This is a genomic window from Rhodococcus sp. G6(2025), assembly GCF_058628105.1.
The window spans coordinates 3,235,749-3,249,948 of sequence record NZ_CP179750.1; the positions used below are offsets into that span (position 1 = coordinate 3,235,749).

A 14,200-nucleotide genomic window follows, 5' to 3' on the forward strand; every position below is an offset into this window, starting at 1 on the left:
GCACCGATTCGCAGAATCTGGAGGTATGTGCGATTCTTCTTCTCTGTCGTAAGTGCAGAAAGAAATCGAGAAATCTCCGGGCATCATGACTGTCGAACTGGATTCCAAGCTCATCGCGGCGTTGCAGTCGAACGGTCGCGCAACCTATCGGGAGCTCGCCGCGACCGTCGGAGCACCACGCGCCGCGGTGTCCACGCGCGTCCAGATGCTCCTCGACACCGGCACGGTGAGCGTCGTTGCCGTCGCCCACCCCGAGTTGCTGGGCCTCAAGGCGATGGCACACCTGTCCGTCGCCGTGTCGGGGCCGGTGGGTCCCGTGGCCGAGGTGCTCTGCGCGTCGGAGGCGGCCGTCTACATTTCCGCTGTGAGCGGGCAGTACAACATCATCGCCGAACTGCGCGTCCCCAGCCAGCGGGACCTCTACGACGCCATCGCCGCGATCCGTGCGGAACCCGGTGTCCGCACCGTCAACACGCTCTTCTACGCCGATGTCATCAAGGGAATTTTCATGCCCAAGAGCGCATTACGGGCCGACGTTCGACTGGACGCGAAAGACGTCGCGCTCATCGAGCTACTGGAACGGAACGGGCGGATGCCGTTTCTGGAACTGGCCGAACGCACCGGGCTCTCACCGAGCGCGGCGCGGAATCGCGTGAACCATCTGATCGACAGCACCGCGTTGCGCGTCGGAGCCGTCGTGAGGCGCCGCGGTGGCGGCAGAACCCTCGCCATGGGCATCGGTGTCAGCCTCGGATCGCGGGATCGGGAGGCGTGCGCGCAGATCGAGGACCTGCCGGGTATCGAGTTCCTGGCGCGGACACTCGGCAGATTCGACCTGATCGGCACGGTCGCCGCCGATTCGTCGGGTGACCTCTACTCTCTTGCCGAGCACATCCGGACGATCGACGGTGTGATGGCCCTGGAGACCTGGACGCATCTCGAGGTGTTCAAGGAGCACTACGCCCGTAGCCTCGACGTCCGCGGCTAGGAGCATCCCGGAAGCGAGTCACTTCGGCCGGGCAACTGTGAGACGATCGGCCGATGCGCCTCGGGTTGCACGCACTCGGGATCGGCACCGGCGCTCGTCGCGCGGTGATCGACTCGGTCGCGGGTGCCGCCGAGAACAGCGGATTCGCCACGCTGTGGGCAGGCGAGCACGTCGTGATGGTGGACCGGTCGGAGTCGCGGTATCCGTACGCGGACGACGGCCGGATCGCGGTCCCCGCCGTCGCGGATTGGCTCGACCCGATGATCGGGCTGAGCTTCGCCGCCGCTGCCACCCACACGATCGGCGTGGCCACCGGGGTGCTGCTACTGCCCGAACACAATCCTGTCCTCATGGCCAAGCAGGCCGCGACGTTGGATCTGATGAGTGGTGGCCGGCTGACGCTCGGCGTCGGCATCGGCTGGTCCCGGGAGGAATTCGCTGCGCTCGGCATTCCGTTCGAGGGACGTGGCGAGCGCGCCGCCGAATACGTCGCGGCGATGCGCACGCTGTGGCGTGACGACGTCGCGACGTTCGAGGGTGAGTTCGTCCGCGTCGATTCGGTGCGGGTCAATCCGAAACCCGTGCGCGATCGCCGGATTCCGGTCGTGCTCGGCGGCAACAGTGACGCGGCACTCCGCCGGGTCGCGGCGTGGGGTGACGGCTGGTACGGGTTCAATTTGGACGGCATCGACGCCGTCACCGAACGGATCCGGACGATCCACGCACTGTGCCGGGGCGCGGGGCGCGACACGGAGGAGTTGCGCCTGGCCGTCGCCCTGCGGAAAGTGGACCCGTCCGACGTCGACGCGCTGGCCGACGCGGGAGTCGACGAACTCGTCCTCGTCGAGTCGCCACCCGGGGATCCCGGTGAGGCCGCCGACTGGGTGGCATCGCTCGCGCGCCGATGGATGCCCGCTGTCGGCTGACCGTTCGATTACCGGCTTGACAGGCCTGACCTGGGACTTTGGGTGAAACACCTCCCGCACAGTGCCGAGTTGTCCACAACGTGCACTTCATCCACAGCCCAATTCGTTCGGCCAGTTCGGGCACCTCTTCCCGGAATGCGGGTCGGGCACGGTGATGCGAGAGACGCGGTTCGCATCGGTGGGCCGCCGGGGGACGGGGTGGAGGCTGCTGTGGCGCACAATCTCGCGCTTGGTGCACATGGGGAGGATCTGGCCGCCCGGTATCTCACCGAAGCGGGCATGGAGATCGTCGACCGAAACTGGCGATCCCGATACGGCGAAGTCGATCTCATTGCAGCAGAGGGAGACTGGCTCGTCTTCGTCGAGGTGAAGACACGGCGCGGCCTGGGATACGGCAGTCCCGCCGAGGCGGTGACGTTCTCGAAACAGCGCAGGATCCGCCTGCTGGCCGTCGAGTGGCTGCGGGACTCGGGCCGGCACTGGTCGCGGGTGCGGTTCGACGTGGTCGCGATCATGATCGGGCACGGTCCGCAGCCCCAGATCGAGCATGTCCGGGATGCGTTCTGATGGCGCTGGGGCGAGCACATTCGGTGGCCGTGACCGGGGTCGACGGTCAACTGGTCGAGATCGAGGCCGACATCGGCCGCGGCCTCCCCGCGGTGCATCTGGTCGGGCTGCCGGACACCGCGCTGCAGGAGGCTCGGGACCGGATCAGGGCCGCGGTGGCGAACTCGGGCGAGGAGTGGCCGGATTCGAAGGTGATCCTCGCGCTGTCGCCGGCGACGCTGCCGAAGGTCGGGTCGGTCTACGATCTCGCGCTCGTCGCTGCCGTCCTGGACGCGGCCAAGCAGGTGAAGCGGCAGCGGCTGCGCGAGACCGTTCTGCTCGGAGAACTGGCGCTGGACGGGCGGCTCCGGTCGGTGCGCGGGATCCTGCCCGCGGTGCTCGCGGCGAAGAATGCGGGGTGGGCAACGGTAGTGGTTCCGGTGCAGTCGCTGCCCGAGGCAGGGCTGGTCGGTGGTGTCGAGGTGCTCGGCGCGCACGACCTGCGGGCGGCGATCGCGTGGCTGCGGGAGGAGCGGGATCTCGAGTATCCGGAGCCGGCGCAGTGGGTTGCGCAACCGGTGCGCGCCGATCTGAGCGAGGTGGTGGGTCAGGTAGAGGCGCGCTGGGCCATCGAGGTGGCGGCGGCGGGAGCGCACCACCTGATGCTCACCGGTCCACCCGGCGTGGGGAAGACGATGCTGGCGCAGCGACTTCCCGGGGTTCTGCCGCCGCTCACCGAGAGCGAATCGCTCGAGGTGACGGCAATCCACTCCGTGGCCGGGCTTCTGCCGCCCGAGCGTCCCCTCATCGACGTGCCGCCGTTCATCGCACCCCACCACACGGCGTCCGTGAGCGCACTCGTCGGCGGTGGAAGCGGTGTCGCGAAGCCCGGCGCCGTCAGTCGCGCCCACCGAGGGGTGCTGTTTCTCGACGAGTGCGCCGAGATCGGAACCAAGGTCCTCGAAGCCCTGCGGACCCCGCTCGAGGACGGGGAGGTGCGAATCGCGCGCCGGGACGGGGTCGCCCGCTATCCGGCGCGCTTCCAGCTGATTCTCGCGGCCAATCCGTGCCCGTGCGCGCCCGCGCGGGAAGCCGACTGCGTGTGCGCACCGACCGCTCGGCGACGCTACCTCGGGAAACTGTCGGGACCGCTGATGGATCGGGTGGATCTGCGAGTGCGGATGCAGGCCGTCGCGACCGGGGCGTTCATCGACGACGTCGGGGAGAGCACCGAGGACGTCCGCCAACGGGTTGCCGAGGCGCGGGCCGCCGCCGGCGAGCGGTGGAGCGACTACGGCTGGCGCACCAACGCTGAGGTGCCCGGACCGGCCCTGCGGCAGAAGTTCCGGTTGGCGCGGCCCGCGCTGGCGCCGGTGGAGCGTGCGCTACGGAAGGGACTGATCACGGCCCGGGGCGCCGATCGGGCGTTGCGGGTGGCCTGGACCGTGAGCGATCTGGCGGGACTCGACATGCCGGGCCCGGAGCAGGTGGTCACCGCGTTGGGGTTTCGTGATCGGAGCTTTCAGTGACAGTGGAAAGTCGAAGTGGTGCAAGCGATCTGAATGGTGTCCAGGATCCGCGGCGATTGGCGTGGGCGTATCTGTCGAAGGTAGTGCAGGGGCCGTGCCCGGCGCTGTCGCGGCTCGTGGAGAAGGTAGGTCCGGAGGAGGCTGCGCGGGCCGTGCGGGAGCGGGACCTGTCGGAGATGCTAGGGGAGCGGACCGTTGCCCGGGCGCATGTGGATACCGCCGCGCACGATCTGGAACTGGTGGCGGGGATGGGTGGCCGGCTCGTGACGCCGGACGACGACGAGTGGCCGCAGTGGCGGCTCCTCGGCTTCGGGAATTTGTCCCGGTCGAGGGACGAGGGCCCGCCGTTGGCCTTGTGGGTGCTCGGTTCGCGGCCGGTGACCGAACTGACCGATCGGGCGATCTCGATCGTGGGGACGCGGGCGGCGAGTGGTTACGGCGAACACGTGACTGCCGAGATTTCCGGTGATCTCGCCGTCGACGGGTGGACGATCGTGTCGGGTGCGGCGTTCGGGGTCGATGGTGCCGCGCATCGGGCAGCGCTGGGTGTCGGGGGCCTGACGGTGGCGGTGCTGGCGTGTGGTGTGGATCGCGCGTATCCGGCGGGGCATGCACGCATGTTGCGGCAGATCGCGCAGAACGGTGCGGTGATCAGTGAGTACGCGCCGGGCACGACACCCGCGAAGCATCGGTTTCTGGCGCGGAATCGTTTGGTGGCGAGCCTGTCCGACGGGGTGGTCGTGGTGGAGGCGGGATGGCGCAGCGGTGCGCGGAACACGGCGAGTTGGGCGCGCAAACTGGGGCGTCCAGTGATGGCCGTGCCGGGTCCGGTGACGTCGGCGTCGTCGACGGGGTGCAACCGGATGATTCGGGAGGGGGAGGCGCGGTTGGTCGCGAATGCCGGTGACGTGGTGGAGGAGGCCGGACCGATCGGGCTGCGGGAAGGCCTCGACGTGGTCCGCGATCTGGATGCGCTGTCGGGGGATGCCCTGCTGGTGTACGAGGCGTTGCCTGCGGTCGGGGCGCGTGGGGTCCGGGAGTTGTCCGAACTGTCCGGGGTCGCGGTGGAGCAGGTTCGGGCCGTGCTGCCGCTCTTGGAGATGGAGGGCTTCGTCGGCTCCGACGACACGGGGTGGTCGCGGCAGAAGTGAGACGAGGCGAGCCAGTCGAGAGCCCGCTCGGCGCGTGCTTCATCGTGCTCGGTTGCCCAAAGTGCGAGTCGAAGCGACTGATCGACGACGCATTGGGGTAGAAACTTCGTATCGCACCTCACAACCGCACGAAGGAGTGAGATATGGGGTCAGCCGAGGACTTGTGGCGGAACTTCGTCGCGCAGGTGTTGAGCTTGTTGATCGCCTCCGGCTCGTAGCGGAGCTGTTCGCCGATAACCCGAGGGCACGCCCTGGACCGACATCGCGCCCCGGGGCGATCAAGTCTGTGAAGTCCTCGAAGCGCTCGCGACGGTTCCCACTCCACCCAACGTTGTGCCGGAGGGGTAGTTGCGCCCGTCGTGGGTACTTGGAGTCCAGTCGTCTCACCCACGGCGCCCGGTCGGTGCACATCCGGTGTCCGATGAGGCAACTACCGGCGCCCCGGGAGTGCAGTCCGCTCGCGGGTGCGTCTCGAGGAGGAATCTCACATGACCAGGACCACGGCGGAACTGCTCGCTGATCTCGAGGATCGGCTCGAGCAATCGCTGAATCCGGGGAGCCCGAGGGCGATCGAGCGGCGCAAGGAGAAAGGTCTCTCCGGACCCCGCGAACGGATCCGGATGCTGCTCGATTCCGGCAGTTTCATCGAGATCGGACAGATGGCGAGGAACCCGGGAGCCCCCGACAACCCCTACGGTGACGGCGTCGTCACCGGCCACGGAACCGTCGACGGACGTCCGGTGGCGGTGTTCTCGCACGACCACACCGTGTTCGGTGGCAGCGTGGGGGAGATGTTCGGTCGCAAGGTCGCATCGATCATGGAATTCGCGGGACGGATCGGCTGCCCCTGCGTCGGCATCAACGACTCCGGAGGCGCACGCGTACAGGACGCCGTCACGTCGCTCGCCTGGTACGCCGAAATGGGCCGCCGCCAGATCCCGCTGTCGGGAGTATGCCCGCAGGTTTCGATCCTCCTCGGCAAATGCGCGGGCGGCGCCGCGTACGCGCCGATCAACACAGACCTCGTTGTCGCCGTGGACGAGCAGGCGTACATGTTCGTCACCGGTCCCGGAGTCATCAAATCCGTCACCGGCGAGGACGTCACCCTCGACGAACTCGGCGGCGCCCGCGCCCAGGCCGAGAACGGGAACGTCCACCACGTCGCGCCGAGCGAGGAAGCGGCGTTCGCCTGGGTGCGTGATTATCTCGGCTTCCTCCCGTCCAGCAGGCACGAACAGGCGCCGATCGTGAACCCGGGACTCGAACCCGAGACCACCGACAACGATCTGGCGTTGAACGAGTTCATGCCGGACGCCGACAACGCCGCCTACGACATGCACGACCTGCTGCTGAACATCTTCGACGACGGCGACTTCCACGAACTCGCCGCGCAAACGGCACCGAACGTGATCACCGGATTCTCCCGGGTGGACGGACGATCCGTCGGAGTCGTGGCCAACCAGCCGCAATTCCTCAGTGGAGCACTGGATCGGGTCGGCGCCGACAAGGCGGCCCGCTTCGTGCGGATCTGCGACGCCTACGAGATTCCGCTCGTGTTCGTCGTCGACACGCCGGGCTTCCTACCCGGGCTGGAACAGGAGCGGAACGGCGTGCTCCGCAGCGGCGGACGTTTCCTGCAGGCGTTCGCGGCGGCCACCGTGCCCAAAGTGACTGTCGTGGTCCGCAAGTCCTACGGCGGCGGATACGCGGTGATGGGGTGCAAGCAACTCGGTGCCGACGTGAACTTCGCATGGCCGACCGCACGCATCGCGGTCATGGGCGCCGAGGCCGCGATCAGTCTCCTCTACCACCGCGAACTCGAAGCTGCCGGCGACGAACAGGACGCGATGCGGCAGCAACTCGTCGACGCCTACAACGAGAACGTCGCGACACCGTATTCGGCCGCCGAGCGCGGCTACATCGACGCGGTGATCGAACCGTCCGCCACCCGGCTCGAGATCCGGCGGGCGCTGACGTTGCTCCGCGACAAGCGCTCCGCCCGCGGCGAGCAGAAGCACCACCTGATTCCGCTCTGACCGCCGTCGGCAGTCACTCCTGTATCGTAGTTAGGTAACGCTAACCAACTTGAGTTCATTGGAGAGATGCCCGTGGCAAAACCGACTGCGACACTGACCGTGCTTCGGACCGAGTGGCTGACCCCGCACATGGTGCGGGTATTTTTCGGCGACCCGGGATTCGACAGCTTCGTTCCGAATGCCTTCACCGATGCGTACGCGAAACTCGAATTCGGGAGCCCCGACGAGCCCGTCCTGCGCACGTACACGATCCGGTCGGTGGATCCGGTGAAGCGAGAGATCGCCATCGACTTCGTGGTGCACGGCGACGCCGGCGTCGCCGGACCGTGGGCGGCGTCCGCGGCGGCCGGAGACGTCCTCCGGCTGCGCGGACCCGGCGGCGCGTTCGCGCCGGACCCGGCCGCCGACTGGTACCTGCTCGCCGGCGACGAGACCGCAATTCCCGCCATCTCGGCGTCCGTCGAGAAGCTGGACGCGTCGGCGGTCGGACGGGTGATCATCGAGGTCGCCGGCCCGGAGGACGAAATCGCGTTCGACTCGCCCGCCGGCGTCGACGTCACGTGGATCCACCGCGGCGACACGTCGGACCGGATCGGCGAAGAGGCGTCCGGGGACAACGCACCCCTCGTCGCGGCAGTGCGCGACGCCGCGTGGCTGCCCGGCACGGCGCAGGTCTTCATTCACGGAGAGGCTCAGGCGGTCATGCACAACCTGCGCTCCTACGTGCGCAAGGAACGAGGCGTCCCCGCGTCTGCCGCGTCGATTTCCGGCTACTGGCGTCGCGGTCGCACCGAGGAGGGCTTTCGCGTGTGGAAGTCCGAGCTCGCCGCGAGCGAGGGCGCTTCCCGCTGACCCGGTGCGGCGGACGCGCTACGAGATGTGCGTCCGCCGCGTCAGCACCAGCAGCGACAGCATCGCCACGGCGCCCGCGGTCGGGATCGCGACGGCCATCGGCACTGCGGTGTCGGGGCCGGCGATGCCGACGAGCGGCGAGACCACCGCGGCGAGGCCGAACTGGCCGGCGCCGAGGAGCGCGGACCCGGTGCCGGACGCCTTGGTCACCTCGCCCTGAGCCAGCGCCGTCGCATTGCCCATCACGAAACCGATGCTCGACACCGAGACGAACAACGGAATCAGGATCGCCCACCACGGCGGCGAATCGATCAGCACCGCGGCGAGAAGCAACACGACGCCCGCTGCCAGGAGCAGCGTGACCCCGAACCCCAGCAGTTGCCGGGCATGGAATGTGCCCACGAGCCGTGTGTTCACGATCGCGGCGCTCACCATGCCCGCCGCGTTCACCGCGAACACCATGGAGAACTGCCCCGGGCTGAGCCCGAGGACGTTCTGCACGACGAACGGGGATGCGGAGATGTACGAGAAGAGTGCGACGAACCCGAACATGAACGTGAACGCGTAACCCAGGTAGACACGGTTGCCGACGACATAACGCAGGTTCCGGACCAGTGCCCTGAGTCCGCCGCCGTGCCGGTTCTCCTCGGGAAGCGTCTCCGGGACGAGGACCAGCACTCCCGCGAACATCACCACACCGGCGGCGGTCAGCACCCAGAAGATCCCTCGCCAGCCGACCGGTCCGAGCAGGGCGCCGCCCATCAGCGGTGCGACGACCGGCGCGACCCCGCCGATGATCATCATGATGCTGAAGAGCCGGGCGGCGTTGTCTCCGCGGGCCCGGTCGGCGATGCAGGCGCGTGCGAGCACGATTGCCGCGCCACCGCTGAGTCCCTGGAAAAGTCGTGCAGCGATGAGGGTTTCGACGGTGGGCGCGAGAGCGCACGCCATCGCGGCGAGGGTGGTGACGACGGTGGCGCCGATCAGCAGACGCCGGCGTCCGAGGCCGTCCGACAGCGGTCCGACGACGAGCTGCCCGATTCCGAGCCCGGCCATGAACGTGGTCAACGTCAGCTGCACGCTCGGCGCCGACGTGTTCAGGCTCTCCGTCATCAGGGGGAGACCGGGGAGATACATGTCGGTGGCCAGCGGGGCGATCGCGGACAGTAACGCCAGGACACACAACATGGGGATGGAGATCGTTCGCTGCACAAAAGAACTCTAGCGGCGCGGCTGCTTGATTTATCTCCCGCCCGAGTCGACTGTTGCCTCTATGAGCAGCGACCTGCCGGCACCGTTGGAGCTGGTACTCGAGGAGTACGCGCGCCATCTCGGGCTCGAACGCGGCCGATCGCAGCACACCGTGAAGGCATACGTCGCGGACGCGAAGTCGCTGCTGCAGCACTGGTTGTCGACGTCACCGGAGGCGCACCTCGGCGAGCTCGACATCCAGGTGCTGCGGTCGTGGCTCGCCGGCCAGTCCGCGGCCGGCATCGCCCGGACGACCCTTGCCCGGCGGACGTCGTCGGTGCGCAACTTCACAGCCTGGCTGCTGCGGACCCGGCGCATCGCCACCGATCCCGGCGCCCGGCTGGGTGCCGCGAAGGCCCACCGGACGCTGCCCCCGGTGCTGCGGCAGTCGCAGGCGGTCGATGCGATGGATGCCGCCGAATCGGGCGCGCAGCAGAACGATCCGATCGCCCTGCGCGACCGTCTCATCGTGGAACTGCTCTATGCGACGGGAATACGGGTGGGGGAGCTGTGCGGCCTCGACCTCGGCTCGGTGGATCGCGAACGGCGGCTGCTGCGCGTGATCGGCAAGGGAGACAAGGAGCGCTCCGTGCCGTACGGGAAGCCGGCCGCCGACGCCGTGGACCTCTGGTTGCACGTCGGCAGGCCCGCGGTCGCGACGGACAGCTCCGGGCAGGCGCTTCTCCTGGGCAAACGAGGGAAGCGTCTGGACCAGCGGCAGGCGCGCAGCGTCGTCCACGAGGTCCTGTCCGCGGTCCCCGGCGCACCGAACCTGAGCCCGCACGGACTGCGCCACACGGCGGCCACACACCTCCTCGAAGGCGGCGCCGACCTGCGCGTCGTCCAGGAACTCCTCGGGCACGCCAGCCTCGCGACCACCCAGCTCTACACCCATGTGTCCGTGGCGAGACTCCGTGCGGTGCACGATCAGGCGCATCCCCGCGCCTGACCCGGTTTGGTAGCGTCGCGCCACGAATCTGCAGTTGTTTCTGCACTATCCCGGGGGAAATAGTGGACCGAGAAGACTTGGCTCGACCGCAACCGTCCTGGCTGACCGACGGTGGCGGCGCCCCGGTGGGTGACACCGCCGCCGATCCGTGGGGGCAGCAGTCCTGGGACGGTCCCGCCCCGGAGCCGAGCCGGCATCAGGTGACCAGTCAGGATCTGGTGGCGGATGCTCTCCTCGCGCGGGCGCGCAAGGCGCCGAGCCGAGGGTGGCGGCGCGGACTGCACCGGCTCACCGGGGGATCGGTGAATCCGGGGGAGTCGGCAGGGGAGGCGCGCGAGGCGGCACTGCTCGACCGCATCCGGCAGCCGATCCAGGGGGACTATCGAATTGCCTTCCTGTCCTTGAAGGGCGGCGTCGGCAAGACGACGACCACGATCGGGCTGGGATCGACGTTCGCGTCATTGCGCGGCGACTGCGTGATCGCCGTCGACGCCAACCCCGACTTCGGGACGCTCGCGCAACGTGTGCCCCTGCAGACGCATTCGACCGTCCGTGATCTCATCGCGGCGGAGTCGACCATCCGGCGTTACTCGGATGTGCGGGCCCACACGTCGCAGGCGCCGAGCCGTCTCGAGGTGCTCGCGAGCGAACAGGACCCGGCGATTTCCGAGGCGTTCAGCGAGGACGACTACCGGCGGGTGATCGACATCCTGCAGGTGTACTACAACATCATCCTCACCGACTGCGGCACCGGCATCATGCATTCGGCAATGAACGGCGTTCTGCAACTCGCCAATTCCCTCGTTCTGGTGAGCTCGCCGGCCATCGACGGCGCCCGCAGTGCCGCCGCCACGCTGGACTGGTTGCAGCACCACGGTTACGGGCACCTGGTCTCGCGGACGGTCGTCGTGATCAGCGCCGCCCGGCCCGGCTCGAGCACGATCGATATGACGGAACTGACCAATCACTTCCTGCTCCGGTGCCGGGCCGTGAAGGTGGTGCCGTTCGACGAGCACCTCGCCGAGGGCTCGGTGGTGGATCTGGACCTGCTGCGTCCGGCGACGCGGAAGGCGTTCGTCGAACTCGCCGCGATGGTCGCGGACGACTTCCCGGAGTCGGCAGGCAGGCACGCGGTCGCGGAGTGGCGCTAGCCGCCGCGATCACGGGGCCCGACGGGTAGCAGCCGCACCGGCGCCACGCGGACGAGCCCGAGCGGGTCGAGGTACTCACGGTCGCGGCGAAGACCCCAGTGCAGGCACGCTGCGACAGGGGCGATGCAGCCCGGGTGCCGGGGTTCGAGCGTGCCGAGGACGGTGCCGCGGCCCACGCGCTGCCCGGGGGTGACCCGGGCGGTCACCGGCTCGTACGTCGTGCGGAGGCCACCTGGGTGGTCCACGGAGACGACGGGCTTGCCGGCCACCGTGCCGGCGAACACCACCACACCCGCGCCTGCGGACAGAACGGCCTCGTCGGGCACGCCGCCAAGATCCACGCCGCGATGGCCGGGAAGCCAGTCGCGCTCGGGATTGTCGAACGCCCGGACCACCCGCGGTCGTGGGTGCAGCGGCCAGTCGAATTCACCGGTCGGCGCGGCATCGGCGGGCGGGGCGACGAGCGCCGCGCCGGTCAGCAGCGTGGCCGCCGTGGCCGCCGCCGTGAGTGCCCGCACGATCGCCCCGAATGTCGTCATGGATGGACGATCCCGCACGTCCGGGCCGACGAACGGGCAGCGGACGAGAATGTGGATCGACTACGTTTTGTCCACAGATCCTGCGAAACCCTTGCACGCGCGGCCGCGGTGTGGCAGGGGCGGTTAGGGCGTTCGGCGTGGAGGCCGTACACTGATCGAGCGGTCTGTGCTCCCACAGTCCGACTTCGCGCGCCCGCGCAGGTTATCGGCCATCGGCTGGTCTCGCATCTCGGTGTGAGTCCGATGGTCTTGCGGGCGCCAGGGTGGAGCGTCTCGTGATGCTCTGCATCAACCGGCAATGAAAGAGAGATACACAGCCATGGCTGTCGTAACAATGAAGCAGCTGCTCGACAGCGGCACGCACTTCGGTCACCAGACCCGTCGTTGGAACCCGAAGATGAAGCGTTTCATCTTCACCGACCGCAACGGCATCTACATCATCGACTTGCAGCAGACGCTGACGTACATCGACAAGGCGTACGAGTTCGTCAAGGAGACCGTTGCCCACGGCGGCACCGTCCTCTTCGTCGGCACCAAGAAGCAGGCCCAGGAATCCATCGCGGCCGAGGCCACTCGCGTCGGGATGCCCTACGTCAACCAGCGTTGGCTCGGCGGCATGCTCACCAACTTCACCACCGTCCACAAGCGTCTTCTCCGCCTCAAGGAGCTCGAGGCAATGGAGCAGACCGGTGGCTTCGAGGGTCGCACCAAGAAGGAAATCCTCATGCTCACGCGTGAGATGACCAAGCTGGACCGCACCCTCGGTGGTATCCGCGACATGGCCAAGGTCCCCTCCGCGGTGTGGGTCGTCGACACCAACAAGGAGCACCTGGCCGTTGCCGAGGCTCGCAAGCTGAACATCCCGGTCATCGCGATCCTGGACACCAACTGCGACCCCGACCTCGTCGACTACCCGATCCCGGGCAACGACGACGCCATCCGCAGCGCCGCCCTGCTCACCAAGGTCGTCGCATCCGCAGTGGCCGAGGGCGTGCAGGCCCGTGCCGGACTGAGCGCCGACAAGGACGCGAAGCCCGAGGCCGGCGCCGGCGAACCCCTCGCCGAGTGGGAGCAGGAACTGCTCTCGCAGGCCGCGCCCGCCGCCGAGGCAGCGCCCGCCGCAGAGGCCGCTCCCGCAGCTGAGGCACAGGCGGCTCCGGCTGCCGAGGCCCCCGCAGCAGAGGCACCCTCCACCGAGGCCTGATCCGATGCACACGGCCCTGACCAGAGATCTTTTGGTCAGGGCCGTTTCACGGTCTGGTCCGAGTACTACCCTGACTTACGTCCCGACAGACATATGAGGAGGCTCGCTCACCATGGCGAACTACACCGCCGCTGACGTCAAGCGGCTCCGCGAGCTCACCGGCTCCGGAATGATGGCCTGCAAGAACGCTCTCGCTGAGGCCGAGGGTGACTTCGACAAGGCTGTGGAGCAGCTGCGCATCAAGGGCGCCAAGGACGTGGGCAAGCGTGCCGAGCGCACCACGGCCGAGGGCCTGGTCGTTTCCAAGGACGGCGTCCTGCTCGAGCTCGACTGCGAGACGGACTTCGTCGCGAAGAACGAAGACTTCCTGAAGCTCGCCGAGTCGATCGTCACGGTCGCCGCGGCAGCGAAGCCCGCCGACGTCGACGCGCTCAAGGAGCTCGACCTCGACGGCAAGACGGTCGACACCGTCATCCAGGAGCAGTCCGCGAAGATCGGCGAGAAGCTCGTCCTGAGCAAGATCGCCTCGTTCGACGGGCCGGTCGCGGTCTACCTGCACAAGCGCAGCGCCGACCTGCCGCCCGCCGTCGGCGTCCTCGTCGAGTACACCGGTGAGGGTGACGCTGCTGCGGAGGCCGCTCGCGGTGCCGCCATGCAGGTCGCGGCGCTCAAGGCCAAGTACGTCACGCGTGACGAGGTCCCCGAGGACATCGTCGCCAACGAGCGTCACATCGCCGAGGAGACCGCTCGCGCCGAGGGCAAGCCGGAGCAGGCTCTGCCGAAGATCATCGAAGGCCGCGTCAACGGCTACTTCAAGGACGTCGTGCTGACCGAGCAGTCCTCGGTGCAGGACTCCAAGAAGTCCGTCAAGGCGATCCTCGACGAGGCCGGCGTCACCATCAAGCGCTTCGTTCGCTTCGAGGTCGGTGCTTCGAGCTAGTCGTGTGAGTCGTATGGCCCCGTCGGACGAGTGCGCTCGCCCGGCGGGGCCTACGTATACCGCCACCGTCCTGATGAGGCAGGATGAAGATGGCCGTCTGAATGGGTCGAGTAGGCGCGTGGGTGTGCTCGGCCGCTG

General features: G+C 68.2%; 13 protein-coding genes. 11 read left to right on the forward strand and 2 right to left on the reverse strand.

Going from position 1 to position 14,200, the window contains the following annotated elements; all coding sequences use genetic code 11:
• The first annotated feature begins 85 nt into the window (after nucleotides 1–85).
• The 7 genes from ACLIVD_RS14740 (at nucleotide 86) to ACLIVD_RS14770 (ending at nucleotide 8,028) form a co-directional block, all read left to right on the forward strand.
• Nucleotides 86–988, forward strand: coding sequence for an Lrp/AsnC family transcriptional regulator (locus tag ACLIVD_RS14740; protein WP_283334795.1), 903 nt, complete (start codon nucleotides 86–88; stop codon nucleotides 986–988).
• A gap of 53 nt (nucleotides 989–1,041) precedes the next feature.
• The gene (locus ACLIVD_RS14745; RefSeq protein WP_317568925.1) at nucleotides 1,042–1,914 is read left to right on the forward strand and encodes an LLM class F420-dependent oxidoreductase; all 873 of its coding nucleotides are present in this window, start codon (nucleotides 1,042–1,044) and stop codon (nucleotides 1,912–1,914) included.
• 210 nt (nucleotides 1,915–2,124) lie between these two features.
• Complete coding sequence (locus ACLIVD_RS14750; RefSeq protein WP_005259362.1) at nucleotides 2,125–2,481, forward strand: YraN family protein; 357 nt, start codon at nucleotides 2,125–2,127, stop codon at nucleotides 2,479–2,481.
• Nucleotides 2,481–3,989, forward strand: a complete 1,509-nt coding sequence (locus ACLIVD_RS14755; RefSeq protein WP_283334793.1) for a YifB family Mg chelatase-like AAA ATPase — start codon at nucleotides 2,481–2,483, stop codon at nucleotides 3,987–3,989. The genes ACLIVD_RS14750 and ACLIVD_RS14755 overlap by 1 nt, the downstream gene beginning before the upstream one ends.
• Nucleotides 3,990–4,045: 56 nt before the next feature.
• Nucleotides 4,046–5,140: a DNA-processing protein DprA gene (gene dprA / locus ACLIVD_RS14760; protein ID WP_283334792.1), complete on the forward strand. Its 1,095-nt coding sequence runs from the start codon at nucleotides 4,046–4,048 to the stop codon at nucleotides 5,138–5,140.
• A 488-nt stretch (nucleotides 5,141–5,628) separates the two neighbouring features.
• Nucleotides 5,629–7,176 carry an acyl-CoA carboxylase subunit beta gene (locus tag ACLIVD_RS14765; RefSeq protein WP_317568924.1) on the forward strand — a complete coding sequence of 516 codons (1,548 nt, stop codon included), beginning with the start codon at nucleotides 5,629–5,631 and terminating at the stop codon, nucleotides 7,174–7,176.
• Nucleotides 7,177–7,248: 72 nt separating this feature from the next.
• Nucleotides 7,249–8,028, forward strand: a complete 780-nt coding sequence (locus ACLIVD_RS14770; RefSeq protein ID WP_317568923.1) for a siderophore-interacting protein — start codon at nucleotides 7,249–7,251, stop codon at nucleotides 8,026–8,028.
• A gap of 18 nt (nucleotides 8,029–8,046) precedes the next feature.
• Here ACLIVD_RS14770 and ACLIVD_RS14775 read toward each other — a convergent pair whose 3' ends face one another.
• Nucleotides 8,047–9,216, reverse strand: a complete 1,170-nt coding sequence (locus tag ACLIVD_RS14775) for a multidrug effflux MFS transporter (RefSeq protein ID WP_317568989.1) — start codon at nucleotides 9,214–9,216, stop codon at nucleotides 8,047–8,049.
• A gap of 85 nt (nucleotides 9,217–9,301) precedes the next feature.
• On the opposite strand from ACLIVD_RS14775, the gene ACLIVD_RS14780 reads away from it, so the two are divergent.
• On the forward strand, nucleotides 9,302–10,228 hold the full coding sequence (locus ACLIVD_RS14780; protein WP_317568922.1) for a tyrosine recombinase XerC: 927 nt from the start codon (nucleotides 9,302–9,304) through the stop codon (nucleotides 10,226–10,228).
• 125 nt (nucleotides 10,229–10,353) lie between these two features.
• Complete coding sequence (locus ACLIVD_RS14785; protein WP_283334841.1) at nucleotides 10,354–11,379, forward strand: MinD/ParA family ATP-binding protein; 1,026 nt, start codon at nucleotides 10,354–10,356, stop codon at nucleotides 11,377–11,379.
• Here ACLIVD_RS14785 and ACLIVD_RS14790 read toward each other — a convergent pair.
• Nucleotides 11,376–11,918 carry a murein hydrolase activator EnvC family protein gene (locus tag ACLIVD_RS14790; protein WP_283334788.1) on the reverse strand — a complete coding sequence of 181 codons (543 nt, stop codon included), beginning with the start codon at nucleotides 11,916–11,918 and terminating at the stop codon, nucleotides 11,376–11,378. The genes ACLIVD_RS14785 and ACLIVD_RS14790 overlap by 4 nt on opposite strands.
• 319 nt (nucleotides 11,919–12,237) lie before the next feature.
• Between ACLIVD_RS14790 and rpsB the strand changes: the two genes are divergently transcribed.
• Together rpsB and tsf are read left to right on the forward strand one after the other, a co-directional pair.
• The gene (gene rpsB / locus ACLIVD_RS14795) at nucleotides 12,238–13,122 is read left to right on the forward strand and encodes a 30S ribosomal protein S2 (protein ID WP_005259344.1); all 885 of its coding nucleotides are present in this window, start codon (nucleotides 12,238–12,240) and stop codon (nucleotides 13,120–13,122) included.
• A 112-nt stretch (nucleotides 13,123–13,234) separates the two neighbouring features.
• The gene (gene tsf, locus ACLIVD_RS14800) at nucleotides 13,235–14,062 is read left to right on the forward strand and encodes a translation elongation factor Ts (RefSeq protein WP_105419397.1); all 828 of its coding nucleotides are present in this window, start codon (nucleotides 13,235–13,237) and stop codon (nucleotides 14,060–14,062) included.
• The last annotated feature ends 138 nt before the right edge of the window (nucleotides 14,063–14,200 follow it).

Bases quoted from the DNA above. Each gene is read 5' to 3' on its own strand.
- ACLIVD_RS14740 (WP_283334795.1), top strand. From the start codon at position 86: ATGACTGTCGAACTGGATTCCAAGCTCATCGCGGCGTTGCAGTCGAAC.
- ACLIVD_RS14745 (WP_317568925.1), top strand. From the start codon at position 1,042: ATGCGCCTCGGGTTGCACGCACTCGGGATCGGCACCGGCGCTCGTCGC.
- ACLIVD_RS14755 (WP_283334793.1), top strand. From the start codon at position 2,481: ATGGCGCTGGGGCGAGCACATTCGGTGGCCGTGACCGGGGTCGACGGT.
- ACLIVD_RS14765 (WP_317568924.1), top strand. From the start codon at position 5,629: ATGACCAGGACCACGGCGGAACTGCTCGCTGATCTCGAGGATCGGCTC.
- ACLIVD_RS14775 (WP_317568989.1), bottom strand. From the start codon at position 9,216: ATGTTGTGTGTCCTGGCGTTACTGTCCGCGATCGCCCCGCTGGCCACC.
- ACLIVD_RS14780 (WP_317568922.1), top strand. From the start codon at position 9,302: ATGAGCAGCGACCTGCCGGCACCGTTGGAGCTGGTACTCGAGGAGTAC.
- ACLIVD_RS14790 (WP_283334788.1), bottom strand. From the start codon at position 11,918: ATGACGACATTCGGGGCGATCGTGCGGGCACTCACGGCGGCGGCCACG.
- rpsB (WP_005259344.1), top strand. From the start codon at position 12,238: ATGGCTGTCGTAACAATGAAGCAGCTGCTCGACAGCGGCACGCACTTC.
- tsf (WP_105419397.1), top strand. From the start codon at position 13,235: ATGGCGAACTACACCGCCGCTGACGTCAAGCGGCTCCGCGAGCTCACC.